At 45.6% G+C, this 25,287-nt stretch carries 26 protein-coding genes; 16 read left to right on the plus strand and 10 right to left on the minus strand.

Annotated features, from left to right (window positions below):
- From gspE to V7R35_RS06995, 11 genes are all read left to right on the plus strand, one after another.
- Positions 1-1,566, plus strand: a complete 1,566-nt coding sequence (gene gspE, locus V7R35_RS06945; protein WP_334014004.1) for a type II secretion system ATPase GspE — start codon at positions 1-3, stop codon at positions 1,564-1,566.
- The gene (gspF, locus tag V7R35_RS06950; protein ID WP_334014005.1) at positions 1,567-2,793 is read left to right on the plus strand and encodes a type II secretion system inner membrane protein GspF; all 1,227 of its coding nucleotides are present in this window, start codon (positions 1,567-1,569) and stop codon (positions 2,791-2,793) included. It begins immediately after the preceding gene.
- Positions 2,793-3,230: a type II secretion system major pseudopilin GspG gene (gene gspG, locus V7R35_RS06955; protein WP_334014006.1), complete on the plus strand. Its 438-nt coding sequence runs from the start codon at positions 2,793-2,795 to the stop codon at positions 3,228-3,230. Before gspF ends, gspG begins: the two co-directional genes overlap by 1 nt.
- 6 nt (positions 3,231-3,236) lie before the next feature.
- Positions 3,237-3,863 (plus strand): type II secretion system minor pseudopilin GspH, encoded by a 627-nt coding sequence (gene gspH, locus V7R35_RS06960; protein ID WP_334014007.1) that lies wholly within the window; start codon positions 3,237-3,239, stop codon positions 3,861-3,863.
- Positions 3,860-4,261: a type II secretion system minor pseudopilin GspI gene (gspI, locus tag V7R35_RS06965; RefSeq protein ID WP_334014008.1), complete on the plus strand. Its 402-nt coding sequence runs from the start codon at positions 3,860-3,862 to the stop codon at positions 4,259-4,261. Before gspH ends, gspI begins: the two co-directional genes overlap by 4 nt.
- Before the next feature lie 5 nt (positions 4,262-4,266).
- Positions 4,267-4,896 (plus strand): type II secretion system minor pseudopilin GspJ, encoded by a 630-nt coding sequence (gene gspJ, locus V7R35_RS06970; protein WP_334014164.1) that lies wholly within the window; start codon positions 4,267-4,269, stop codon positions 4,894-4,896.
- Positions 4,896-5,924 carry a type II secretion system minor pseudopilin GspK gene (gene gspK, locus V7R35_RS06975; protein ID WP_438823452.1) on the plus strand — a complete coding sequence of 343 codons (1,029 nt, stop codon included), beginning with the start codon at positions 4,896-4,898 and terminating at the stop codon, positions 5,922-5,924. The genes gspJ and gspK overlap by 1 nt, the downstream gene beginning before the upstream one ends.
- Complete coding sequence (gene gspL / locus V7R35_RS06980) at positions 5,924-7,123, plus strand: type II secretion system protein GspL (protein WP_334014011.1); 1,200 nt, start codon at positions 5,924-5,926, stop codon at positions 7,121-7,123. Before gspK ends, gspL begins: the two co-directional genes overlap by 1 nt.
- A complete protein-coding gene (locus V7R35_RS06985) occupies positions 7,120-7,599 on the plus strand; it encodes a type II secretion system protein M (protein ID WP_334014012.1) in 480 nt (159 codons plus the stop codon). Before gspL ends, V7R35_RS06985 begins: the two co-directional genes overlap by 4 nt.
- A complete protein-coding gene (locus V7R35_RS06990) occupies positions 7,596-8,351 on the plus strand; it encodes a type II secretion system protein N (RefSeq protein ID WP_334014013.1) in 756 nt (251 codons plus the stop codon). Before V7R35_RS06985 ends, V7R35_RS06990 begins: the two co-directional genes overlap by 4 nt.
- 83 nt (positions 8,352-8,434) lie before the next feature.
- On the plus strand, positions 8,435-9,868 hold the full coding sequence (locus V7R35_RS06995; RefSeq protein WP_334014014.1) for a YdgA family protein: 1,434 nt from the start codon (positions 8,435-8,437) through the stop codon (positions 9,866-9,868).
- Between the two features lie 38 nt (positions 9,869-9,906).
- On the opposite strand, the gene V7R35_RS07000 is transcribed toward V7R35_RS06995, so the two are convergent.
- From V7R35_RS07000 to yrfG, 4 genes are all read right to left on the minus strand, one after another.
- Positions 9,907-10,920, minus strand: a complete 1,014-nt coding sequence (locus tag V7R35_RS07000) for an MBL fold metallo-hydrolase (RefSeq protein WP_334014015.1) — start codon at positions 10,918-10,920, stop codon at positions 9,907-9,909.
- 67 nt (positions 10,921-10,987) lie between these two features.
- Positions 10,988-12,373 (minus strand): NAD-dependent succinate-semialdehyde dehydrogenase, encoded by a 1,386-nt coding sequence (locus V7R35_RS07005; RefSeq protein WP_334014016.1) that lies wholly within the window; start codon positions 12,371-12,373, stop codon positions 10,988-10,990.
- Positions 12,374-12,622: 249 nt separating this feature from the next.
- A complete protein-coding gene (gene yjjX, locus V7R35_RS07010) occupies positions 12,623-13,168 on the minus strand; it encodes an inosine/xanthosine triphosphatase (protein WP_334014017.1) in 546 nt (181 codons plus the stop codon).
- Positions 13,169-13,234: 66 nt separating this feature from the next.
- Positions 13,235-13,936 carry a GMP/IMP nucleotidase gene (gene yrfG, locus V7R35_RS07015; protein ID WP_334014018.1) on the minus strand — a complete coding sequence of 234 codons (702 nt, stop codon included), beginning with the start codon at positions 13,934-13,936 and terminating at the stop codon, positions 13,235-13,237.
- Positions 13,937-14,011: 75 nt separating this feature from the next.
- Here yrfG and nudE point away from each other — a divergent pair, with 75 nt between their 5' ends.
- The 3 genes from nudE (at position 14,012) to V7R35_RS07030 (ending at position 16,079) form a co-directional block, all read left to right on the plus strand.
- On the plus strand, positions 14,012-14,575 hold the full coding sequence (gene nudE, locus V7R35_RS07020; RefSeq protein WP_334014019.1) for an ADP compounds hydrolase NudE: 564 nt from the start codon (positions 14,012-14,014) through the stop codon (positions 14,573-14,575).
- Between the two features lie 3 nt (positions 14,576-14,578).
- Complete coding sequence (cysQ, locus tag V7R35_RS07025) at positions 14,579-15,424, plus strand: 3'(2'),5'-bisphosphate nucleotidase CysQ (RefSeq protein ID WP_334014020.1); 846 nt, start codon at positions 14,579-14,581, stop codon at positions 15,422-15,424.
- A 70-nt stretch (positions 15,425-15,494) separates the two neighbouring features.
- Positions 15,495-16,079 carry a YceI family protein gene (locus tag V7R35_RS07030; protein WP_334014021.1) on the plus strand — a complete coding sequence of 195 codons (585 nt, stop codon included), beginning with the start codon at positions 15,495-15,497 and terminating at the stop codon, positions 16,077-16,079.
- A 145-nt stretch (positions 16,080-16,224) separates the two neighbouring features.
- Here the strand turns inward: V7R35_RS07030 and mdoH are convergent, their stop codons facing one another.
- Both mdoH and V7R35_RS07040 read right to left on the minus strand, forming a co-directional pair.
- Positions 16,225-18,198 (minus strand): glucans biosynthesis glucosyltransferase MdoH, encoded by a 1,974-nt coding sequence (gene mdoH, locus V7R35_RS07035; RefSeq protein WP_334014022.1) that lies wholly within the window; start codon positions 18,196-18,198, stop codon positions 16,225-16,227.
- Positions 18,176-19,789, minus strand: coding sequence for a glucan biosynthesis protein (locus V7R35_RS07040; protein WP_438823449.1), 1,614 nt, complete (start codon positions 19,787-19,789; stop codon positions 18,176-18,178). Before V7R35_RS07040 ends, mdoH begins: the two co-directional genes overlap by 23 nt.
- A gap of 581 nt (positions 19,790-20,370) precedes the next feature.
- Here V7R35_RS07040 and V7R35_RS07045 point away from each other — a divergent pair.
- Positions 20,371-20,922, plus strand: a complete 552-nt coding sequence (locus V7R35_RS07045; RefSeq protein WP_334014023.1) for a porin family protein — start codon at positions 20,371-20,373, stop codon at positions 20,920-20,922.
- Between the two features lie 75 nt (positions 20,923-20,997).
- Here the strand turns inward: V7R35_RS07045 and V7R35_RS07050 are convergent, their stop codons facing one another.
- The 4 genes from V7R35_RS07050 to V7R35_RS07065 all read right to left on the minus strand — a co-directional run bounded on the left by V7R35_RS07050 (position 20,998) and on the right by V7R35_RS07065 (position 24,863).
- Positions 20,998-21,249, minus strand: coding sequence for a YheU family protein (locus V7R35_RS07050; protein ID WP_334014024.1), 252 nt, complete (start codon positions 21,247-21,249; stop codon positions 20,998-21,000).
- Between the two features lie 127 nt (positions 21,250-21,376).
- The gene (locus V7R35_RS07055) at positions 21,377-22,405 is read right to left on the minus strand and encodes a hydrolase (protein WP_334014025.1); all 1,029 of its coding nucleotides are present in this window, start codon (positions 22,403-22,405) and stop codon (positions 21,377-21,379) included.
- A gap of 24 nt (positions 22,406-22,429) precedes the next feature.
- Entirely contained in the window at positions 22,430-22,933 is a 504-nt protein-coding gene (locus V7R35_RS07060; RefSeq protein WP_334014026.1) for a TIGR02444 family protein, read from the minus strand.
- Positions 22,920-24,863 (minus strand): ATP-binding cassette domain-containing protein, encoded by a 1,944-nt coding sequence (locus V7R35_RS07065; RefSeq protein ID WP_334014027.1) that lies wholly within the window; start codon positions 24,861-24,863, stop codon positions 22,920-22,922. Before V7R35_RS07065 ends, V7R35_RS07060 begins: the two co-directional genes overlap by 14 nt.
- Before the next feature lie 133 nt (positions 24,864-24,996).
- On the opposite strand from V7R35_RS07065, the gene V7R35_RS07070 reads away from it, so the two are divergent.
- Positions 24,997-25,203: a YheV family putative zinc ribbon protein gene (locus tag V7R35_RS07070; protein ID WP_334014028.1), complete on the plus strand. Its 207-nt coding sequence runs from the start codon at positions 24,997-24,999 to the stop codon at positions 25,201-25,203.
- Positions 25,204-25,287 lie beyond the last annotated feature (84 nt).

Below are 25,287 nucleotides of genomic sequence, written 5' to 3' on the forward strand. Positions count from 1 at the left end.
ATGGCAGGGCAAGACGAACAAATTACTCAGGCTTTAGAAGCGCAAGAAGAAGCGCTTGAAGCCATGGGTGAAGACGCTGGCTTGCCAGAGGCAGAAGCCGGCCCCAAACAGCTGTCGTTTAGTTTTGCAAAGCGCAATCAAGTGCTGTTGGAAACGAACGAAACACCTGCTGTGCTGTATTTCACAGAAAACACTCCTTTTGATGTGTTTGCAGAAGTACGTCGTTTTTACGGCGAGCCTTTTGTACCAAAAACTATCCCTGCCGATGAATTTGAAAGCCTGCTAACTAGCGCATTCCAACGTGACAGCTCGGCAGCAAAGCAGTTGATGGAAGACCTTGGTAACGAGAGTGATTTATTTGCACTAGCCGAAGACCTTCCTGACACCGAAGATTTGCTAGACAGTGAAGACGATGCGCCTATCATCAAGCTGATTAATGCGATGTTAGGTGAAGCCATTAAAGAAGGAGCTTCGGACATTCACATCGAAACCTTCGAAAACCAGCTGGTAGTGCGTTTTCGTGTAGACGGTGTATTGCGTGAAATTCTGCGTCCTAACCGCAAACTATCTTCAATGCTGGTGTCGCGTATAAAGGTAATGGCGAAGCTGGATATTGCTGAAAAGCGCGTACCACAAGATGGCCGTATTACGCTTCGTATTGCAGGCCGTGCAGTAGACGTACGTGTATCTACCATGCCGTCAAGCCACGGAGAACGTGTAGTACTGCGTTTGCTTGATAAAAACAACGCACGCTTAAATCTTGAAGATTTAGGCATGACGCTGCAAAACCGCAACCACTTCTCTAGTTTAATTAGAAAGCCTCACGGCATTATTTTGGTAACCGGTCCTACTGGCTCGGGTAAAAGTACCACGCTGTATGCAGGATTAACCGAAATAAACTCCCGCGACCGCAACATTCTTACCGTTGAAGATCCCATTGAATTTGATTTACCGGGCATAGGGCAAACACAGGTTAACCCCCGTGTAGATATGACCTTTGCTCGCGGGCTTCGCGCTATCCTTCGTCAAGACCCCGACGTAGTAATGGTAGGTGAGATCCGTGATATTGAAACTGCGCAAATTGCGGTTCAGGCCAGTTTAACGGGTCACTTGGTATTATCTACGCTGCATACCAACACCGCTGCAGGTGCCATTACCCGTTTAGAAGATATGGGCATTGAGCCTTTCTTGTTGTCTTCAAGTTTACTTGCCGTGCTATCGCAACGTCTTGTTCGAACCTTGTGCCCAGAGTGTAAACAGCCGCACACGCCAGATGCCTCTGAGCTAGAGATCCTAGGGCCAACAGCCACCAGCGAAACCACCATTTATAGACCTCACGGCTGCGCTGCCTGTAACCAAACTGGCTATCGCGGAAGAACAGGTATTCATGAACTATTGATGGTTGATGAGAAAGTGCGTGAGATGATGCACGAAGGTGTAGGTGAGCAAGCTATCGAGCGCTATATCAGACAAACTACCCCTAGCATTCGTGAAGACGGTTGCAGCAAAGTACTTGCCGGTGAAACCTCACTTGAAGAAGTATTACGAGTAACGAGGGAAGACTAAATGGCGGCGTTCGCTTATAAAGCGGTTGATGCCCGCGGAAAAAATTCAAGCGGTGTGCTTGAGGGTGATAACCCTCGCCAAGTGCGTCAGCAGCTTCGTGAAAAAGGGCTTATTCCACTGGAAGTGGAGCAAGTTGCCGAGCGCAATCAATCAAACAGCAAAGGCTTAAGCTTTTCACTGTTCAAACCCCGTATTTCTGCGTCAGACCTTGCGCTATTAACACGCCAGCTTGCTACATTGGTAGAGTCGGCATTACCCATTGAAGAAGCACTGCTTGCCGTTGCCGAACAATGTGAGAAGCCCAGACAAAAAAACATGATGATGGCTGTGCGCAGTAAAGTAGTAGAAGGTCACGGCCTAGCCGATTCACTGGGTGAATTCCCCAGTGTATTTGACGAGCTTTATCGCGCTATGGTTGCCGCCGGTGAAAAGTCTGGCCACTTAGATACGGTATTGAACCGCTTAGCCGACTACACAGAGCGTAGACAACAAACTCGCAGCCAAATTACTCAGGCCATGATTTACCCCTCGCTAATGCTGTTTTTTGCAATGGGCATAGTGTTATTGCTACTTACTGTGGTTGTTCCAAAAATTGTGGGGCAGTTCGACCATATGGGGCAAGACCTTCCCGGCATTACGCAGTTCCTTATTTCAGTAAGTACGTGGCTACAAGACTACGGCTTATTTATGCTGCTTGGCATTGGCATATTGCTGGTTATTATTCAGCGTGTATTGCAGCAAAAACACATGAAGTTGCGCTATCATCGCGTGCTTTTAAAACTTCCCTTAATTGGCAAAGTGTCTAAAGGTCTTAATACGGCACGCTTTGCTCGCACGTTAAGTATCTTAAGTGCCAGTGCTGTGCCGCTACTTGAAGCTATGCGCATATCGGGCGACGTATTGGAAAACCAGCACATTAAAAACCAAGTGTCTGATGCCGCAATAAACGTGAAAGAAGGTAGTAGCCTTCGCGCCGCATTAGACAACACAAAAATGTTTCCACCCATGATGATGCACATGATTGCATCGGGTGAAAAGTCGGGTGAGCTTCAGCAAATGCTGTCGCGCGCTGCAGATAATCAAGACAGGGAATTCGAAGCGCTTATTGGTGTCTCACTTAAGGTATTTGAACCCTTACTTATTGTGTCGATGGCAGGTATTGTTCTGTTCATCGTAATGGCAATATTGCAGCCAATTCTAGCATTGAACAATATGGTGAATATTTAATGAAAACTCTAAATCGCAGTTCTGGTTTCAGTTTGATTGAGGTCATGGTTGTACTTCTAATCATCGGTATTATGGCGTCTATGGTTGCACCGCAAATTTTGGGTAACCAAGAAGAAGCGCAGCTTAAAAAGGCCGCTGTTGATATTCAGCAAATGGAAAGCGCGCTTGAAATGTACAAGCTTCGCAATAACCGCTTTCCAACAACGGAACAGGGCCTAGATGCGCTGGTAAACCTACCAACTATCGACCCTATTCCACGTAACTACCCTGAAGGTGGCTTTATTAAACGCTTACCAGAAGATCCGTGGGGCAACCCTTACGCACTAATTAGCCCAGGAGAATTAGGCGTAGTAGATATTTTTTCGAATGGCCCAGATGGCGAACCAGGTACTGATGACGATATTGGTAACTGGAACATCAACGAATACCTAAACTAAGTATTTATGCTACGCGGCGGCAGTACACACTCTAAAAAGGCAGGCTTCACACTACTTGAAGTCATGCTTGTACTGCTGCTAATTGGTTTAGCTGCTGGCTTTGTGATGTTTAACGCATTCGGTGCCAGTAAGTCTGACCTGCTTAAAAGCCAAGCGCAGCGGCTACAAGTTATTGTGGATATGGCAAGCGACTTTGCAGTGCTTAATCAGCAGCAGCTTGGTGTACGTTTTGAACAGCAAAAAAACGAATACTACTTTGTTTACCTAGATGATGAAGACGAATGGCAACGCATCGAGGAAGACATTTACAGTACCTACACCCTGCCAGAACCTTTCACTTACGAGTTGAACCTAGACGACTTACCGTGGGACGTTGAAGACCGCCTGTTCGACAGAGAGTTGTTTGACGAAAACTTAAGTGTGTCTGATGCCGGCGTTGAAATAGGCAACGAAGAAGAAAAGAAACTGCCTCCACCGCAAATCCTTATTATGTCGAGCGGTGAAATAACGCCTTTTGTGCTGTCGTTTAACTACGAAGGCGACGACGGTGAAGAGCCGGTTTACTACAGCCTTCAAAATCAGGAGCTGCCTCCGCTGACCTTAGAAGGGCCATTGGAGTCGCCGTTATTATGATGCGCTCAAAGTATCCCACCGGCTTACCTTCGAAAGTAAAGGGCCTAACGCTTCTTGAAGTGATGGTGGCCTTACTTATTTTTGCACTTACCGGCACCGCCATTTTAAAAGCGGCAGGCGAGCATTTATCTAGCGTAGGTCAAATAGAGTCGGTAACGTTCGCCAATTGGGTAGCAAGCAATCGCTTGAACCAACTTCAGTTAGAAAATACTTGGCCGCCCAAAAACAACCTTAAGGGCAGCATGGAAATGGCCGACCGCACTTGGTATTGGCAGCAAACCGTCACCAAAACCAACGACAACGATTTACGCGCCGTTACCGTTGCCGTGGGCGAAGATGAAAGCTACGGCAGCACGGTAACCTCGGTCACCACGTTTGTTGCAAAGCCCACAGAGTAATGAAGATGCAGCGCGGCTTTACGCTTATCGAAATTCTTATCGCTATGGCTATCTTCACATTGATAGGCCTCGCCTCTACGGGTTTGCTTACCACCGTAATTGACAGCAATGAAATTTCTGAAGAACGGTTTGCCAAACTGCAACTACTGCAGCGCGCCATGATAACCATTGAGCGTGATATTCAACAAGCGGTACCTCGCGCAGCCCGTGTTAACGGCGAAAAACAAGAAGTGGTATTGGCCGGCGGCGAGATGGACGACAGTGACGACGACGGCATTGGTTTAGTAAGAGGTGGCTGGCATAACCCACAGCTAATGCTACCGAGAAGTACGCTGCAGCCTATTGTATACCGTCTGCGTGATAATAAATTAGAGCGCCTTTATAGCAACTATGTAGATAACGTAATTGGTCACGAGCCCAAAATACGCGTTTTGCTAGAAGATATAGACAGCCTTAAATTTGAATTTGTAGCACCAACAGACACCACCAGTAACATAGTAAGCAATAAAGAAATAAACTGGAGCGAAAGCTTTAAGGGCACCGGTCTTCCCAGAGCCGTTGCCATTGAGTTCGTCAGTAAAGATTTTGGCCGAATTCGCCGTGAATTCACGCTAGTAACGGATTCAAGCCAATGATGCAGGTGAAAAACATATCAACGCTATCATCTCCACCGGCTAAACAGCGCGGCGTAGCGCTTATGATAGTGCTTATGATTGTGGCGTTGGTAGCCGTACTTGCTACGGAAATGGGTACACGGCTACAGCTTCAAGTGCAGCGTACCATGAACCTAAAAGACAACAACCAGGCTTATTGGTACGCACTAGGAGCAGAAGCATTTGCCCGTAAATCTATTCAAAGTCTAGTTAAAGAAAGCCCAAATGCCATTTCATTGGATCAACCTTGGGCACAAGAGTTTCGCTATCCATTAGAAAATGGCGGCTTAATTGCCAATTTAGAAGACATGCGATCGTGCTTTAATTTAAATGCTATTGTTAGCGGCGGTCAAAACCAGAATCAAAGTGCAAACAGCAGTAACATCACCACCGAGGCCATGGAAGCTTTTCACGGTATGTTGCTCGCGCTCAACATAGATGGTCTTGATAACTACACAGCAGACACACTTCGCGACAGTCTTGCCGACTGGGTAGACGACGATGACAACACGCGCGCTTACGGTGCCGAAGACAGTGAGTACGAATCAAGGGAATTTCCATACCTTGCGGCTAACGGACCACTGGCATCGAAAAGTGAATTGCGTATTATAAACGGTGCGTCACCACAGTGGATAAATGAGCTGATGCCACTGGTGTGTGTAGTACCAGACAATAGCGAACTAAAAATTAACGTTAATACGCTAGAAACAGAAGACGCCGCACTGCTTGCAGGGCTTACGGGGCTCGATTTACAACAAGCGTCTAGTTTGATTAATAGTCGCCCACCAAGTGGTTGGGACGACAAAGGTGATTTTTTAGCCGAACCAAGTATTCAAGCACTCAGTATGTCGAATACGCGACAAGACTGGTTCGACGTAAAAACTGAGTATTTTATGTTGCACACAAAAACACAGTACAACAAAGCAACTTTTAAGCTTTCCACCGTGTTTCACGTGAATACAGATAACGCTGTAAGCATTGTGAATCGCGAGTTTGGGGGAACCTATTGATGGAACAACTATTGGTGCGCCTTGGCGCCAACCACCACGATCCCATTAGCTGGCTGGTGTATTCGCAAACAGAGAATGAAATTATTGCCTCTGGCGAATTACCCGATGCAGACGCTCTGTCTTCTCTTACCGAGCGCGCAGGTCAACGGGCTGTTATTGCCCTTGCACCTAGCAGTGAAATACTACTTAAATGGGTAACACTGCCGCCGCGTGCAGGACGAAAAGTACTGTCGGCATTGCCCTTTATGCTGGAAGACGAACTTGCTACCGACATTAGCGAGCAGTTTTTTGCCATAGGCCCAAAACAAGGTGACGAACAGGCAGTAGCCATTGTTAGTCATGAAAAAATGCAGCAGTGGCAGCAATGGCTTAGCGACGCCAACTTATTTTGCGACACCATAATTCCAGATGTACTAGCTGTACCAGTAACAGAAGGTGGCTGGTCGGTGTTAATACTAGGAAATCAGCTATTAGTTCGACAAGACGCGTTTAAAGGTGTTCAAGGCGAGCAAGACTGGCTTCTACCCACGCTGGCTCACTTTACCGCGCAAAACGAAGCGCCCATTGCAGTAACCAACTTTGCGGGTATTGATTTAAGCTCACTACCTAATATAGAGGAAGCAGAGGCGCCACTAGAGCTGCCAATGCAGGTGCTTGCGAAAGAAGCGATGAGCGGCGGATTTAACTTGTGCCAGGGTGAATACAAAGTAAAGCGCAAGCGTTCGGGTGAATTTATGCAGTGGCGCGTAGCCGCCATTCTTGCGGTTATTGCCTTAAGCACAAGTCTTGTCGATAAAACCGTTACCCTTTATCAGCTTGAATCACAAAACGAAGCACTGAGTGCTGAAATTAAACAAGCCGTAAAAGCAGGCTTTCCTAACCTTCGCGGCTATCGCAATGCACGTCTTGCCATTGAAGGTGAATTAGCCAAGCTAGAGCAAGGCGGAGGCAATGCTACGCTGTTAGTTATGCTAGACCAGCTTTCTCCCGCTTTTGCCGCTACCGACGTAACACCACAAACGCTGCGTTTCGATGCGTCACGTACCGAAATAAGAATGCAGGCTCAAGGCAAAAATTTTGAGGCGCTAGAGCAATTTAAACGCTCAGCGGAAAGTGCAGGCTTTACCGTAGAGCAGGGCGCAATAAACAACCGCGATAACGGTGTGGTCGGTACAGTATCGATTAGGAGCGCGCTATGAATGCACTACTAGAGAAATTTAAAGCGCTGACTGACCGTGAGCAGAAGCTGGTTATTGCGTCGGCGGTAATGGTTGTTATCGCTATCTTTTATTTTGCTATTTGGTCTCCACTTAATGCTGCGCTAGACAAACAAGAGAAGCTTTTAAACAATCAACAGTCTTTGCTGACTTGGGTTAAAGACAGTGGCGCACGGGCAGCGTTATTGCGTCGCAGCAGCGGTGGCAAAAGCAGCTTAACGGGTTCGTTACCGCAGGCGGTAAACCGCACAACATCAAAACACAATATTGCCATTACGCGTATGCAGCCTCAGGGAGCTGAGTTGCAAGTGTGGGTAGATCAAGCGCCATTCAATGATGTATTGGCGTGGCTTCAGTCTATGGAAAGCATGGGCGTTGTCATTCTTCAAGCCGACATTGCAGAAGCCGATGACGCTGGATATATAAAAATTCGCCGATTACAGTTAGGTAGATCATGAAGTTAAAAGTTACATGGGTAATAGGCGGTGTTATTGCCTTTTTGCTGTTTGCCATTGCGTATATGCCCGCCGTTCACGTACTTGGACGTATTAATCTTCCAAGCAACGTTGCTGTAGCTAACGTAAGCGGCACGTTGTTTAGCGGAAAGGCTCAAACCATTGTGGTGGATGGCTTACCTATTAACAACGTGAAGTGGGAACTTAACCCACTCTATATGCTGTTAGGCAAAATTAATGTAAACGTAAAAGGCGGTAATATTCGTGATAAAAACGATATTGCGTTTGAAGGCCCAATTACCACCGGGCTGTTCAGCCAAACACGCGTTAAAACAGAAGATTTCACTTTGTACTTACCGGTAGATCGCGTTATTGCCAAAGTACGCTTGCCACTTCCTGTGAACGCTGGCGGACGCTTTAAGCTACAGCTTAATGAACTGGCTTTCGGGCCCACGTGCTTAACATTGAGTGGTAAGGGCGACTGGCTAAACGCTACTGTAGCAGGAACACAAGGGCCTATTGATTTCGGCACTTATTCTGCCACGCTTCGCTGTGAAGGCGACGATTTTGGCATTGTGGTGCAAGAGCCGAACCTGTTAGGGCTTTCAATGGATGCCATTGTGGCGCCTAACATGAAGAAAATAAAAGTGAGCGGTAAATTTAAGCCCGATTCAAGCTTGCCGAATGAGGTACATCAAGCGTCGCGCTTATTTGGTACCCCAAATGCCAGTGGCTATATTCCCATTGATATTTAATAGTTACTAAACATAAAACTCAAGACACACTGAAACTGCCTTGAAAAAAGGCACTGGAACACAACAACACAAAGGACTGTAATATGAATAAGCCCCTTATTTTCGGCGCCGGTGCAGCAATAGTTGCACTTGGTGCTGCGCCCTACTTTATTGGAAACAGCGTTCAGCAACGCGTCAATACCGCCATAACAGGCATCAACGATATGCCCGTTTACTCTGCGAATGTAGTTTCCTATGAGAAAGGCTGGTTTTCCTCTACCGCTGATATCGAACTCGCATTCGATCTAAATGCCCTTATGGCTGCGCAACAGCTTGACCCTCAAGAAGTGCCTACCGAAGAAAACCCTTCCATAATGGCCACATTAGTGGCGCACCACGGCCCAGTATTTTTTAGTAACGATGTAGGTATAGGGAAAGTACAGTACACGGTGTCTATTGATGCTGAAGCACTACGTGAGCATATGAGCTGGGACAACACTAAACCGCTGTATATCAATACCGGTGCTATTGGCTTATTAGGCGGCTTAGCTTATAGCGATGAAATTCCAGCATTTGTTGCAGAAGGCGAGGATGGATTTTCTGCATCATTCTCTGGCTTCAAAGGCGAGGCTAATCAACAAGGCGAGAACATCGTTTATACGTCAGAAAAAAGTACATTCGCAATGAGCGACAACACCTTTTCTTTCAGTATGAACGACCTTGATATGACAATGACGTTCAAAGGCGACTTTATGAAGGCGCTAAAAGGTGAACTTTTTGAATCAGAGGCTACAGCACACATCGCTAGCATCATTGTTGCAGGGCTTGATGAACAAAAAGGTGAAGTGACGTTAGACAAACTATCATTTGTCACCAATACAGAAATAAACGAGGCAACAAATACCGCTAATGTGTATGTAGAATACGCACTAGAAAAAGCCGTTGGGCCAGACATGGAAGCCAGCGATATGGCGCTGGGTTTAGCCATTAACAATCTAGAGCTAGATTTTGTTAAAGCCTATCAAGAATTCAACAATAACGCGCTTACCGTGCCTGCCGACCAGCTTGGCGACAAACTGAAAGGCTTTGTACAAGATAATTTGCTAAGTCAGTTACAAGTAGAGCCTGAAATTAACATCACAAAGCTAAAAGCGACGGTGCCAGAAGGTTCGTTTACCGCGCAAGCAAACACAAAGCTTGTGGGTATCACTGCATTGCCAGGCACAATGGAAGACGTAGCATACTGGATATCGCACCTTTTAGCTGATGCTAAAATATCGGCCGATAAAGCATTTGCTGAAAGTATGACGTCGGGCTATATGATGGGGCAAATTTTGGCAAATCCGCAGGCACAAAATATGACAGCTGAAGAAATTAAAGCGGCTGCCGATCAACAGGCACCCATGATGCTAAACGCGTTCGCTGAACAGGGTTTTCTTAAGATTACCGAACAAGGCTACGAAACCGATCTTGAGTTCAAAGACGGTAAAGCGACAGTAAACGGTACGCCGGTTCCGCTACCTTTTGCTCCTCAATAGGCGCTTCTAAATTACACCATTTCAAGTGAACATCGCGCTTATTCAAGCGTGATGTTCATTAACTCTTTTGCTGCATACACTCGCCCCGGTGCTACAACCGTCATCGCTTCCACCAGCCCATTTAGGCCAGCCTCACTACGCTTCATTATATGTGACACTAACACCTGTTTTGCCTTCGAGTCTTTAGCTATTTGAATAAGCTGTGTGGGCGTCATATGAAGGTTTTTTGCCGCATTTCCCGCATTATCGGGAATAGCGTTGTGCAAAATAAGTAAATCTGCGTTTTCGGCAAATGCCGCCAGCGCATTGCTAGCATCACTGGTATCGCCAGAAAAAACAATACTGCATCCGTTAGCGATAACCTTCCATGCCAGTGTAGGAATAGGCCCGTGAGGCACAGAGAGTGCTTTGGCTGTGATATCCGGTGCTATGGTGACAAAAAGCGGCTCTGATGCTGTTGCACCGGTAACATCTGTAGTTACGATGGTGTAGTCGTCCTCACCGTCTTGCGTATACGAGGATAAATAACGAAAAGCGCCTTCATCGCCTACTAACGTATCAACGTAAGTGGATGTTGCTGGCATTACGTTGTTACATGCAGGGCCAAAAATCATTAAATTGTCTTGCCTGCTAGTGAAGTAGCTACCCTTAAGATAGCTGGGTAAGTCTGCGGCATGGTCGGTATGTAAATGCGACAATAACAATGCATCTATATCTTCAAATTGCGCACCTGATGCACCGAATTGAATACTACTGCCACTGCCCGCATCAACAATCACTCGGGCCTTATCATTCACCCATACTAGGTAGCCGCTTGACGTGCGGCCATCGTCCAGCTCTGGCCCGCCAGAGCCTAAAACTTGAACCGACACGTCTTTACAAACGCGGTTATCACTCGTCTCAAGTGCAGCGCTAGTCTCTTTGGCTGCATCTTTATCTGCACCCGAATATAAACCAGCAGCTAGTGAAGGGTCATGTGCAGCAAATACGTTTGCAACAAGCCCTATACTTACCAGAATAGCGCAGCTTAATTGTGTTTTACGCTGTTTCATCTTCACTCCCTGCGGCACATCGGTGCGCGCTCTGCTTTTTACCTACACTGCCTTAAACCCCAAAGGGCTAGGCACTCTGTTCAGCAACCATAATTGTTTTAATATTAACGAATTCACGCATACCATAACCACCGTGTTCACGGCCATAGCCGCTGTCTTTTACACCACCGAAAGGTAGGTTTGGCTGGGCAAGAGAATATCCGTTAATATTTACCATCCCGGTATCAAACTCGTTACGCGCTAAAGCAACAGCATTATCTACATTGTCGCTGAATATACCGCCACCCAGGCCGTAGCGCGAGTCATTCGCAATTTCCATTGCTTGCTTGTCGTCTTGTGCACGTATAAGTGAGGCAACCGGACCAAATAACTCATCGTCGTAGGCAGGCATGCCTGGCGTTACGTTTTCAAGCACTGTAACGGGGTAGAAGTAACCCGCCGAATCAGGAATTTCACCACCTAAGAGAAGCTCAGCGCCTTTTTCCATCGACGTTTTCACCTGTTCGTGCAGCTCGTCTCGTAAGTCTTCACGAGCCATAGGACCAAGGTTTGTTTCGCTGCGTGTTGGGTCGCCCACTTTCAGCGCTTTGCACTTTTCAACAAACTTATCTCTAAAGCTGTCGTACACGCTATCTTCAATAACGAAGCGTTTTGCCGCAACACAGGTCTCACCATTATTAATAACGCGGCCTTGAATACACATGTCTACCGCGTTATCGATGTCAGCATCTGAAAGCACAACAAAGGCATCATTACTACCAAGCTCCATAACGGTTTTCTTTGACAAACTGGCCGCTTCTTGTGCCACTTGCTTACCCACTTTGTCACTACCGGTAAACGTAACGCCGCGCACATATTTATGCTTTATCAAGTTACTCGCCGTTTCACCATCAATAAGTAGCGACTGGTAAACATTTTTAGGGAAACCTGCATCTTCAAATAATTGCTGAGTAGCTACCGCCATGCCAAACACATTTTGTGCATGCTTAAGTACGGTAGTATTACCCGCCATAATATTAGATGCACTGTAACGAATAACTTGGTAAAGCGGGAAATTCCACGGCTGAATGCCAAGCACTACGCCAATAGGTTGATACGTAATAATGGCTCTGCCGCCTTCAAAAATTCGATGCTCGTCTTCTAGCACGTCTGCACCATGTTGCGCGGTGTAGCGACAAATCTCAGCACACAGCTGCACCTCTTGCTTACCTTGCGCTAATACTTTGCCCATTTCACGGGTCATTAGCCCTGCTAAATCATCAATACGCGACTCCATGAGTGCTGCCAAGTTTTCAAACAATTTAGCGCGTACTTCAAATGATGTACTTTTCCACGTTAGAAATGCTTCTTGCGCACGTGACACTGCATGTTCAGCATCGGCTTCTGATAAAAGATGATAGTGATCGATTTTTTCACCAGTTGCAGGGTTATAGGTATTGATAGCTTCGCTCATGGTCACACTCCTTTTCCTTTTGGTGCACGATATGGTCGAGTAATCGTGCAACTAAAAAGCCAAAGTTCAAGAAAACCTAAAACCCCATAAAAATCAGACAAATAGAGAAAAACTAAACAAGTTAAGAGAATAAAAAGCGATGCGCTTCAAGAAAAGATTACTGAGATGGGAAAAGATTTCAGAGGCGTGCTTGATGCGCGCCCTTTGAGTAAAAATAGTAGCAGTATTACGCGTACAACAGGCGAAGCATTAGTCGGTGTATAAATCTGGAAAGTGAAATTTGGCCATAGCCAAAGTTAGCGCCACTTCGTACACACTCTGGCGCGTAGCGTGATTTAATGTAAGTAAACCAATAGCGCCTTCTTTTTGTTTTACGTTTTCCGTATCAAACAGTCTATCCATTACGTTACCTAACTCTTCACCTCTCTGCAGCGCTTGATAAACGCTAACCGGCAGCGGCAAACTGGCGCTTCTGCTTACTGACCAATGACCTTCATGGTAAATAGCCACGTACGCAAAAGTGGCTGGGCCATCTTCTAACACGTCAACGCCACCTTCAATTGCGACGTACCATGCATCGGTTAACCCACCTTGATGGTGCTCTAGCATTGCCTTAACGCGATTAATGGCACCAAGACGAGTTTCGTCTTCTGTCATTGGCTGGTCGGCTACACCGCTTGGTACCTTCAAACCTTGCGCTTCAAAGTCGTGCTCTAACGTATCCGACAGCGTATTTAACGCCGCGTTTATCTTCACTGGGTTTTTAGAGCCAACATAAATAATATCTGAAACCACTAATTCATATCCTTTTGGTGTGCCAGTTCTTAGCCTAGTTTGTGTAGACTTTTAGGCTTTAACTTCTTACGGTTTAGCGTTTAATGGATTAGCCTTAATGTCATCTAGCATAAGGCGATAATCGCGAACAGCGGGGAATTCGGTAATATTTCGATTAGGCAATTTACTATCAGGGTTATCTACCGCGAGTAAGTGCTTAATACCATACGTTTTTGCTGCATTAAGAATAGGTAATGAATCGTCCACAAATAACGTGCGCGATGGCTCAAATTTCACTCGTGCCTGCAACCTTTCCCAAAGCAGTTGAGATTCTTTTGTTACCCCAAACTCATGTGTAGATATCAAATTATCTATATGATCATCCAGCTGCGTATGCTCAAGTTTCAGTGCCAAGCTATTTGGGTGAGCATTGGTCACCAATACCACTTCTCGACCCGATTCGTGTAGTGCTTGTAGAAACGGTATGGTGTCTTCACGCAGCTCTAAAAGGTGCGCCAGCTCGCGCTTTAAAGGCATAAACTCACCCTCCAAATCCATTTCAAGCGATTCGGCCCAATAGTCTAGGCAGTACCACTGAATTTGCCCAAACACCGCCTCGTATCGCGCTGTCATTTCAGCCTGACTTTGCGCCTCACTGATGCCTCGAAGCTGTGCCAATCGCTTTGGTAAATGGTGTAACCAAAACTGGTTGTCGTAGTGTAAATCTAACAGTGTGCCGTCCATATCAAGAAGCACGGTATCAATTTCATTCCAGGGCAGAAAGGGCAAGCGATTTTCCTTATAATGAAGTAAGCTAGATACAGATTATATGAAACATATGATAACAAAGTTGTAGCGATAGCCATGCCAAAAATTGACCCGAACAAACCGTTACCACACATTCATTCTCGTGAAATTGTTGCGCAAAGCAAACTCTTTCGGGTGGAACGTCTAGACCTTGAGTTTTCTAACGGCGAAACGCGCGAATTCGAACGCATGGCGGGCGGAAGCCGCGGTGCAGTAATGATAGTACCAATGCTTGACGACGACACCATGGTGCTTATTCGCGAATATGCAGCCGGCACGCACTCTTATCAACTGGGTTTCCCAAAAGGGTTAATCGACCCAGGTGAGAGCGCTATTGAAGCTGCAAACCGAGAGCTGCAAGAAGAGGCTGGATTTGGCGCCCACGAGCTCATTGAGCTACACAACGTAAGCATGGCCCCTACGTTTTTTAATGCCAGCATGACTATAGTGCTGGCGCGTAATCTGTACCCACAAAAACTTGAAGGTGACGAACCCGAGCCACTTGAAGTAATCCACTGGCCTTTATCTGAAGCAGATGCTTTACTTTCAAGAGAAGACTTTGTTGAAGCACGCTGTATTGCCGCACTGTTTTTAGCTCAGAAGTGGTTTAAGGAACAATAAACAATGCCCGATGACGCCCATGCCAATCTACTAGAACTTGCAAAGACAATTGCTGTTGAAGCTGGTGAAGCTGTATTAGAAGTGTATGACAAAGGTGATTTTGACGCCTATCAAAAGGCCGATGAGTCGCCCGTTACCAGCGCAGATTACCTTGCCAACGATATTATCAACAAGCGGTTAATGGCTGCCACACCAGACATTCCTATTTTGTCTGAAGAAAATAAGCACGCAAGTTTAGAAGAACGCCAACATTGGTCTCGATACTGGCTAATAGATCCCATCGACGGCACTCAGGAATTTATAGCACGAAGCGGCGACTTTGCCGTTAATATTGCGCTTATCGAAAATAATGAACCCGTGATAGGGGTTATTTTTTGGCCACCAGGTCAGTCGCTTTATTATGCACAAAAAGGCAAGGGCGCTAACAAAGCTTCACCCGATGGCGACCATCAAATTAACGTGCGTAAACTGGACGACCCCAGTGAAAGCGTGGTGATGATAGCAATAAGCCGCCGCCAATCGCGCGAGAAAGTACTAAGCCGTATGAGCGCAAAGCGTGTTTATCATACGCTTCCCCTTGGTAGCTGCTCGTTGAAAGCTTGCTTTATTGCTGAAGGTAAAGCAGATGTCTTTATGCGCATCGGCATTACTGGTGAGTGGGATACAGGTGCGTCGCAATGCATAGTGTCGGAAGCAGGAGGCAGCATTGCCGCAGCCAATTTTGAGCCACTGACGTACAATCAACGTCATTCATTGGAAAACCCTGACTTTGTAGTTATGGGCGACCAGCGTGTGCCGTGGGAAGATGTGGTGCAATACAATGATTTTGTAAACCCGCACACTGACTAAACCGTATTACCTATTATCGCATCGCGTTTTCTTTTGGCGATAGCACCCTATTTGAACAAGGAGTAATTTTATGATGGCAAAGCGTATACGTACGTTATTTTCTGCCTTGGTTGCATGCGGTCTTGCCTTTCCAGCTACCGCTGACTGGACAATGGACACCGAGACCAGCGTGTTGCACTTCCTTTCAACAAAAAATGCCCAGGTAACTGAAGTACACAAATTTGATGATTTCGACGGCAGTTTGTCAGACGCTGGGAAGCTAATGGTAAATGTCGACCTTTCATCGGTAAACACAGCCATTGATATACGCAATAAGCGCATGCAGGAAATGCTGTTTCAAGTAACCAAGTACGCGCAAGCAACGTTTGAAGCCGACTTGCCAGAGAACATGATGAACCTAAAAGATGGTGAAGTGATGAACGGTAAAGTAGATGGCATTCTTACGCTTCACGGAAAAGCTGTTCCAACGTCTTTTTCTATTAAAGCAAGCCGAGTAAGTGAAGACACACTAACGGTATCAACCACAGCGCCTACACTGATAAAGGCAGAGTCTTTCGGTTTAGCTGGCGGTGTAAGTGCACTGCAAAAAATTGCAGGCCTTAAAAGCATTACTACCACTGTACCCGTTACATTCTCGGTAACGTTTAATCAGTAGTTCCGCAATTACTAAAAGTGCGCCGCTAAATCGGCAGTTCAAAGCTAACAAAAAACCGCACATAACAGTGCGGTTTTTTTATGTTAACCCATCATGGTTTATCCTAAAGCCACTTGGTTACTCATAGTTGCTTAATCATAGTGCGTTAAACATTACTCACTAAAGCAGGACGCATAGGCAAAGGCTTTTCATGGAGCGCTTGCTCTGGCATAGCAACCCAAAGGCTCTCTGGCAGTGCAGGTACCTCAGGCTTGTGCTGCGAAATAGCAAAGAACGACATTGCTACCCGTAAGCGCTTTAACGCTGTGCATTCACTAACTTCTTGGTCAATAATGAATACTCCCATTTTGCGCATAGCAATACCCCATTCACTGCTGCTCGAGAAGTGAATAACAGGGGCGGCTAGCACCATTCCTATCAACACAGGTAGCAGCCACATAAATAGCGAAGGTGTAAAATAGAATGTAGTTACACCCCATGCTACCGCTAGACAGCTCATAAGCTGCGTGTGCTTAATTGCAATCTTCCATGGTACTTTTCTGCCTTCGCGCTCCTGCGCTTCCCACTTAACTGAATGGCCTACGAATACACTTAAAACAAAAAAGCTGTGATAGAACATCATCAAAGGGGCAATAATTACAGCCATGACCAGCTCTACAGCAGCACCTTTTAATAGCGACCACGCGCCACCAAACTGCTCACGACGTTGAATAAGCGCAAGCACAATACCCAAAAGCTTAGGTAAGAAAAGCAGTGCTGCCGTACCCCACATGGTAACCATCATCATGTCTTGTCGTGCCACCTGCCAGCTTGGAAACAGCTGATATTCAGAGACGAAGAATTCAGGCACTGACGTTGCTCTAATCAGTGCATCAGCAGTGCCCAATGCCAACATACAAAATAAGATTAGCGATGAAATGTAGGCAAAAGCGCCAAATAGAAAATGCAGGCGATTCGCCATTTTAAGGCCTTTCACATTTAGTAAACCTAAATGTTGAATATTGCCCTGAACCCATCTGCGATCGCGAATGGCGTAATCAACAATGTTGCTAGGTACTTCTTCGTAACTTCCCGTGGTATCTGTTAGCAGATAGGCTTGCCATCCTGCACGGCGAAGTAGCGCGGCCTCAACAAAATCGTGACTTAAAATTTCACCACCAAAAGGCGCACGACCTTCAAGGGTAGGTAAACCACAATGCTGCATAAAGGGCGCTATGCGAATAATGGCGTTGTGCCCCCAGTAGTTGGCGCTATCGGTTTGCCAAAACGACAAACCCGTTGCCAGCATAGGGCTGTATAAATGCGCTGCAAACTGTACAAAGCGACCGAAGAAGGTGTCTTGGCGCACTGGCATAGGAATAGTTTGAACAAGAGCAGTGTCAGGGTTTTGCTCTATTCGACGCGCAAGGTCAACCATGCGGGTTTTACTCATGATGCTGTCGGCATCAAGTACAATCATAGCTTCGTAGTTGCCACCCCAGCGCTCACAAAATTCTTTAAGGTTACCTACTTTTCTGTGAAGGTTTTGCTCACGGCGGCGATAGAACACCTGCGATGCATAGCTACCTAAGCGCTTTTGTAGTCTAGAAAAAGCGCGTAGCTCTGCATCTGCTTTTTGTAAGTCTCGCGTATCGCTTAACATGTAAAAATCGAAATTCGCCGCCGACTCACTGCCCATAAGCTCACGAACGCACGCCTCAAAGCCCACCATAATGCGCTTGGTATCTTCGTTGTAAACTGGCATTACTACAGCATGACGCGCTTTCAACGCTATATTCTCGCTAGGCGCTTTCTGCTTTTTACTAAGGCTTAACGGGTCGATATGAAACAGCTGTAAAACAAACCCAATTATGCCAGTCCAAAATGCCATGCACAGCCATGCAAAAAGGGTTAAACCAAGGCCTAATTGCGCCATCTCTAGGCCTGTCAGGCCGTTTGGAAGAAAAATTTCGTACAAACTCCAGCCTGCCAATGCAGTACTGGGAATAACTAACATTGCCATAATAAACAAACGCATAGATGATCCTTTTACTATTAACTGCCACGCTGAACTGTGTTCATAACTTGATACAGCTTGTGCTGCGTTTTGCTGGTTTTTATTGAAGCGGTTGGTAAACATAGTTCCATACCTCGCTAATACGTTTACCGTCATGTTCAATGTAGGCGCGCATATCTACGGTTTGTTCTTCTTTAGGCTGTACAAAGAACGTAGCGCGCCACTCTTTTCCATCAGCAACAGCATAAAGTCGTTGCTGTGAAATAGTGCCGTTAACGCCCTGCACCACTAGCTTCATTGCGTCAGCATCAAGTTCAGCGCCCTCTGGCGCGGTAAAGTCAATGCTAAACTGGCGTGTTTTGCTTAAGCGCTCGTCTTTAAATTCATCGCCGGGCAGCACCGCTTTTCCCTGACGAGTGCGCACTACTCTTGCCAGCTCACCTTTGAAAGGATTTTGCTCAACGGTACTTAGCGTATATGCAAAGTAGCGAGAGTCACCTGCGTTAAAAGGCTGTTCTGGTGTCCAAAACGCTACAATGTTGTCGTGTATTTCAGACTTTGTTGGAATTTCAACTACCTCTAGACGGCCTTTATCAAAGCCTTGAGATGGCGTAACCCACAGCCCTGGACGAAGGTGATAGTTGGCTTCTGCATCTAAATAATTGCCCCATTCACCGTCACGCTGAAGCATGCCAAAGCCTTTAGGCGAGATATCACTTAGCGATGTTATCTGTAACCGTGCTGGATTAGTAATAGGGCGCCAGATTTGTTCATCGGCGTGTGTCACCATAAGTACACCGTCACTGTCATGTACTTCAGGGCGGTAGTCGTCATGACGTTTTTCTGAGTTTTCGCCGTACAAAAACATACTGGTAAACGGTGCTATACCAAGCTTTTGCACGTCTTCACGAGCAAACAGCCAGCTTTGAACCTCAACCTTAGTATCTAACCCTGGCTGAATTATAAATTTGTATGCACCCGCTACAGACGGACTCTCAAGACGCGCATAAACGGTAATCGGCTGACCTTCTTTAGGCTCGACTATCCAAAACTCAGTAAAATGGGGAAACTCTTCGCCTTTTGCTAACGCCGTATCAATAGCAAGACCGCGTGCAGAAATGCCATACACCTGATTTTTACCCACTAAACGAAAGTAAGACGCACCAAGAAATACCGCGAACTCATCTTTGTATTGCGCGTTCTTAATCGGGTAATGAAGGCGGAACCCTGCGAAACCCGATTTGGTATCAGTAAGGTCGGCCAACGCCTTTGAAGTGCCGTCATAACTGAACATGGTTTTATCAAACGGTAATCGAACCGGCGCGTTATCGCTACCAATGGTGTGAATGGTTACGGGATGCTCATAAAGGAAACCTGGGTGAAAAAACTGCACTTCATAGTCGTTCTCGTCGCGCCAAAGGCTTTCTTCACTTTTAAAGCGAATAGAACGATACGTTGTATAGTCCATCTCTTTTAGCGCCGAATTTAGGCCATGATCGTCTTGCTCATAGCTTTGCGTTGCAGATACGCGTGCAGCATCAATAACTGATTGAAGTACTGGTGACGCACTCTTAGGCTGATTTTTGTCATTTACCTCTTCTGCCGAAACGGCTTGAAGTGCCATCAAGAAAACACTTATGAATAGCATGGCTACGCCAGATTTGGCGCCAGCGGTAATCTTTTTACTTATGGAAAATAAGTCTAACTTGCTCATTCATCCTCTCCTTATGAAAAGAACGCTATACAAAGAAGGCCATAGCCAGAAGCAAATGAATTAATTTGAAAGCGCTCTATTCCTTGCTAACTCATTTGTGTAATGCAGATTTAAAAGTGAAATGAAGCCTGCACACCATTTGAATTACGTTCGCGTTGTCATTAGCTAATGAGCAAAAGGTGTTCCAATACGCTATTAGGCCATTTGATTAATGAAAAAAACTATTTATTTCATAAACATAAAAAAGGGTGTGAAGTTAAATTTTGTACTTTAAGCGCGTTTTAGCTGGTCAGATTTTATAGACTAAAGAATAAGTGTTGTTTTTTAGAGACAGTTATTCTGTTTTTATTCATCACCGGCGTGTGAATTACATTTATAAGAAGCAAGCGCAGCAAAAAAGAAAACACAAATAACCATAAATATCAGCGTGTTAAACAAATAAAAGGCGAAACTAATGGCCAGATAACGCAATGTTGGCAAACGCTTTGCAAACACTTCAACACACGAAAACGTGGCTCACGTATTTGAAAAGTCAACGCGAATACGGAAACGAGCTTCTGTGAATATTAAGGAGTAATCACATGCGTAAAACACTTACACTTCTCGCGCTAGTTTCAGCTTCAGTACTTCCATTAAGCGCAATGGCAGACAAGCCAGACTGGCGTTATGTTGAAGGTGGCTACACAAAAATGGACTTCGATAACAATGAATCGTTCGAACCAGATGGCCTTACTGTTAACGGTAAATACTTACTAAATAGCAATTGGTATTTGAACGGTGAATATAGCTTCTTCGAAGAAGGCAGTTTCGATTTCGACATGCTTACGCTAGGTGCAGGCTACAGACTTCCAATAAACACGACTACTGACGCGTACTTTGGCGCTAACCTTGAACGTGTAGATGGCGACATTTCAGACGAAACAGGTTACAGCATAAATGCCGGTCTTCGTTCTATGATAACCGAGCAAGTCGAACTTGCAGGTGAGATTGGATACTACGACGTAGATGACGGTGAAGCGACGTTCAAAGTAGGTGCTAATTATTACATTACATCGCAGTGGGCAGTTGGCGCTAACTATAAAGTTATTGATGAGTTAGACATTATGCAGGTAACTGCACGCTACGCTTTTTAAGCCTTCCTCTCCTCAGGTAGGTGGCCGGGTTGCTCGACCCGGCTTTTTTGATCCTGTTTTGTGTCTTGGCGCTTATCAATAACCTTCATTGCCTTCGCTTTCCACATCGCTAGGTTGAATGTCTTCTTTGCGTTTAATATCAACGCTTTCATGAAGCTCAGAATAAACCAAAACAGCGTCTCCGCTTTTTAGTTTTTCTAATACCTGCTGCACCTTTACATCAAGCTCTACTTCTTGCTCGCCGTAGTCAGTACCTTCTCGCAATACAAACGCTTCGGCTAAACTGTACAGCGTATCGGGTTCTAGTGCGTCAACGGGAATAATCATTTATGTCTCCTGTTCGCACACCATAAACGTGTGCTGCTGCAGTTAGGATTTGTAATAAGGGCTCGTAATAGCGGCTTATTTAAAAGCTTTGGTTTAGAGGTGAAAGTTGCTCTGCTATTTTTTGTAGCTATTTGTAGCTACATGTACTGTTTACGGGTAATACGTCGGTTACAAAACGCTTCACGCGCTCGTGCAGCCATACTTTAGGGTTGAGTATAGACCCCTGCATAAAACCAACGTGACCGCCTCTTTCACTTAATTCAACCGTTACATTGCGCGCCAGCTCTTCTTCTTTTGGCACAATAAGGTGGTTCATAAAAGGGTCGTCAATACTGTGTAACACTAACGTAGGGCAGTGAATAGCGCTTAGAAAATGGTAGGCACTACACTTTTCATAATAATCTTCTGCATCAGCAAAACCGTGAAGGGGTGCCGTTACCTTCTCGTCAAACTGCATAAAGCTTTTTATACCGTCTACGTCTGCTTTCGTTAGTTGAATGAGCTTGCGATAGTCGATGTATTCCATTTTTTTACGTAGAGTATCTTTCATACTCGTTAATAAGTACTTCTGGTATACCCGTGAAAAACCTTGGTTAATTGATTTAGCACATTCAGACAGCTTAAGGGGTGATGAAATAGCAACGGCAGCTTTAAGCCATTTTTGAGCAGGGTTTTCACCTAACAGCTTCAACAACATATTCCCACCTAGCGAAAAACCAATCGCCACTTTGGGAATACTTGGAAACTTGTCGTGTAGCCAATCGAGGAAAAAACTAGGATCTTCAGTTTCACCGCTATGATAGGCGCGAGCTTTTAGGTTTGGCACACCGCTGCAGCCACGAAAATGCATCATCACAACCTGCCAACCATTAACAGAAAGCTGTGCCATCATGTCGTTAGCATAGTGCGATTTCATACTGCCTTCTAACCCATGAAACATCACTACAATACCCGATGTTTCCTGCGGTTTTGGGCCCCACGCAACATCTACAAAGTCATCATCAGGCAACGTTAATCGTTCCATGTCATAAGACAAAGGTAAACGCTTTTGAATGAAGCGCGGCCATATCGTTTGCACATGCCTATTCTTGGCCCACCTTGGCACTTTAAAACTGCTTTTAATTATTTTTCCATGCGATAGCGCTGATTTACTCATGTAACTTCTTTTACGTTCTTGTTATTAAGATAATTGATTGACTAAAAGGCTTACCAAATGACGAGCCTCTTGGCTATCTCGTAGGTTATAAGCGTTTATAAGTGCAGCTATAGAAGCGTTAAACACATTTGCGCCCAATGCAGCATTACCTGGAATAGTAGCAACCACCTGCTCGTTAAAGGCCAGCATCATGGCTTCTTGCTGCTGTCGTTCAAGCGTTAATTCTTCTTTTTTCAATGTTTCATAAACATCAGCACTACCACCTTTATCTGGATGTGCCGCTTTGCGAGAAGCACGATGTAACTTAAGCGTGGCTTCGCTAGGCTCGCACGCCTTTATTACGGCGTTTAACTGTGCAAGATTTATGATGACGTTGTTTTGTAAACACCAACATACCAGCAAAAGCACATTCACGTTAACCTTGTGGTTGTCTTGAAGCATTAGCGCGATGGGCGCTATATCGCCCGTTGCATACAAGCTAACGCTGTACTGCCAAAACGTTTTGCTGTTTAAACTAGGCGTTGGCATTGTTGTAAGTGTCCCTTGCGCGCTCTATTTCTTCCTGTGCATCAAGCCAGGCCATTTCTTCTTCCTCAAGCTGTTGCTTAAGGTTGGTTTGCTTATCAAGCAGCTGCATAAGCTCTGCTTTTTTGTCGTCGCTGTATATACTGGTATCAGCTAACGCTGTTTCTACTTCACTTAGCGCCAAGCTTGCCTTTTCCATCGCTTTTTCATGTTTGTCGATGGCCTTTTTAAAAGGCGCTATTTGCTGCCTAAATTCGGCTTCACGACGCTTTTCTTCTTTACGGTCTATTTTGCGTTCTGGCTTAGAATTTTCATCATTGTGCTGCGCTTTAGCCTCTTCATTAGCTTTCGCTTTTTCAGCAGCCTGCTGCTTTAAAATCCAGTCTCTATAGTCATCTAAGTCGCCTTTGAAAGGTTCAACGGCACCGCTATCTACTAAATAAAAGTCTTCACATACCGATGTTAATAAGAAGCGATCGTGCGATACCAACACCATCGCCCCCTCAAAACCTTGCAGCGCAATGTTTAATGCATGGCGCATTTCTAAATCTAAATGGTTAGTCGGCTCATCTAACAGCAACAAATTGGGCTTTTGATAAACAATAAGCGCCAGCACTAAGCGCGCTTTTTCTCCACCCGACATAGGCGCCACCGGCGAGAGCGCTTCATCACCGTTAAAACCAAAGCCACCTAAATAATCGCGAAGCTGTTGTTCTGTGGCTTTTTCATCTATGCGCTGTAAATGCAACAGTGGTGTGGCACTCGCATCTAAGGTTTCTAACTGATGCTGCGCAAAATACCCAATTTTTAAGCCTTTGGCCGTATTAAACACCCCTTGCTTCGGCGCATGCACGCCAGCCAGAAGTTTAATAAGGGTCGACTTACCTTGCCCGTTTCTACCCAGCAAACCAATTCGACTGCCTGGCACTAAATTTAGCTTAACCTGCTGCAGTACTATGTGTTCGTCGTAACCCAGCTGTACTTTTTCCATCTGCACTAGCGGATTTGGCAACGCCGATGGCTCTGCAAAGGAAAAACTAAATGGGCTAGCCATATGCGCAGGAAGCAGCGTTTCCATTTTTTCTAATTGCTTGATACGACTTTGCGCCTGCTTCGCTTTACTGGCTTTGGCTTTGAAGCGCGTAATAAATGAATTTAGGTGCGCCACTTTTTGCTGCTGCTTTTCATATTCTATGTTTTGCAGGCGAATACGCTCAGCACGCTGGGTTTCATAGGCAGAATAATTGCCTGTGTAGGTCATCAGCTTTTGTTGTTCTACGCTAATAATTTGTGCCACCGTGTTATCGATAAAGGCCTTATCATGCGATATAAGCAGCAAGGTTCCCGCATAACGCTGAAGCCACTTTTCTAACCAAATAACGGCGTCTAAATCGAGGTGGTTAGTGGGTTCATCAAGTAACAACAGGTCAGAAGGACATAGCAGTGCCTGCGCAAGGTTCAATCGCATGCGCCAGCCACCAGAAAAATCTGTCACGGGGGCAGAAAGCTGAGTATTGGTAAAACCTAGTCCAGAGAGGATAGTGGCGGCACGAGATTCAACATCATAGGCGCCAGCTTGCTCTAGCTGCCCGTGCAGCTGGCCTATTTTAACGCCATCTTCTTGTTGCTCGGCAATGGCAAGCGACGCTTGTAGTTTGCGCAAGTGTTTATCACCGTCAATGACGTAGTCGATAGCGGTGCGATCAGACGCTGGTGTTTCTTGTGCAACACTGACAATACGCCAATCACTAGGTACACTGCAGTCGCCAGCATCTACGCTAAGCTCGCTGCGAAGTAACGCAAAAAGGCTCGACTTTCCGCAACCATTGCTTCCAATCAACGCCACTTTATGGCCAGGAAATACCTGTGCAGAGGCCTCTTCAAGTAGCACTTTTCTGCCTCGCAGCAGCGAAATATTAGAAAGCTTTATCATGGGTTACCTGTGGTGAAACAACGTAAATAGTGATTTTTGCGGCGATGGATTATACCAAAAACTTAAGGTAAAAGCTGATCATTACGTGGTTTTTAACGGTATAATACCAGCGAAATATAACCAAGGTGTAAGTATGTCGAAACGAGTTAGACGCCGCTTTGTTGCTGGTGCAACCTGCCCTAAATGCCAAGAGCAAGATACCATTTCATTGTATTATGAAAACAATGTTGAAAAGCTTGAGTGCGTGGCGTGTGGCTACAATGAAGCGCAGACCGATGAAAAAGTAAGTGCAGCAACACGAGAAAACGAAAACGTTATCGGTATTTTCAAACCTCATTAAACTTCACATCATAGCCCTGTAACATCCTTCTAAAGGACAACACTTTTTATCATGCAGTGTGTTGAATGTCAGTTGTTCAACGCT

Origin of the sequence: Alteromonas sp. S167 (assembly GCF_036864375.1) — a bacterium.
Classification (GTDB): domain Bacteria; phylum Pseudomonadota; class Gammaproteobacteria; order Enterobacterales; family Alteromonadaceae; genus Alteromonas.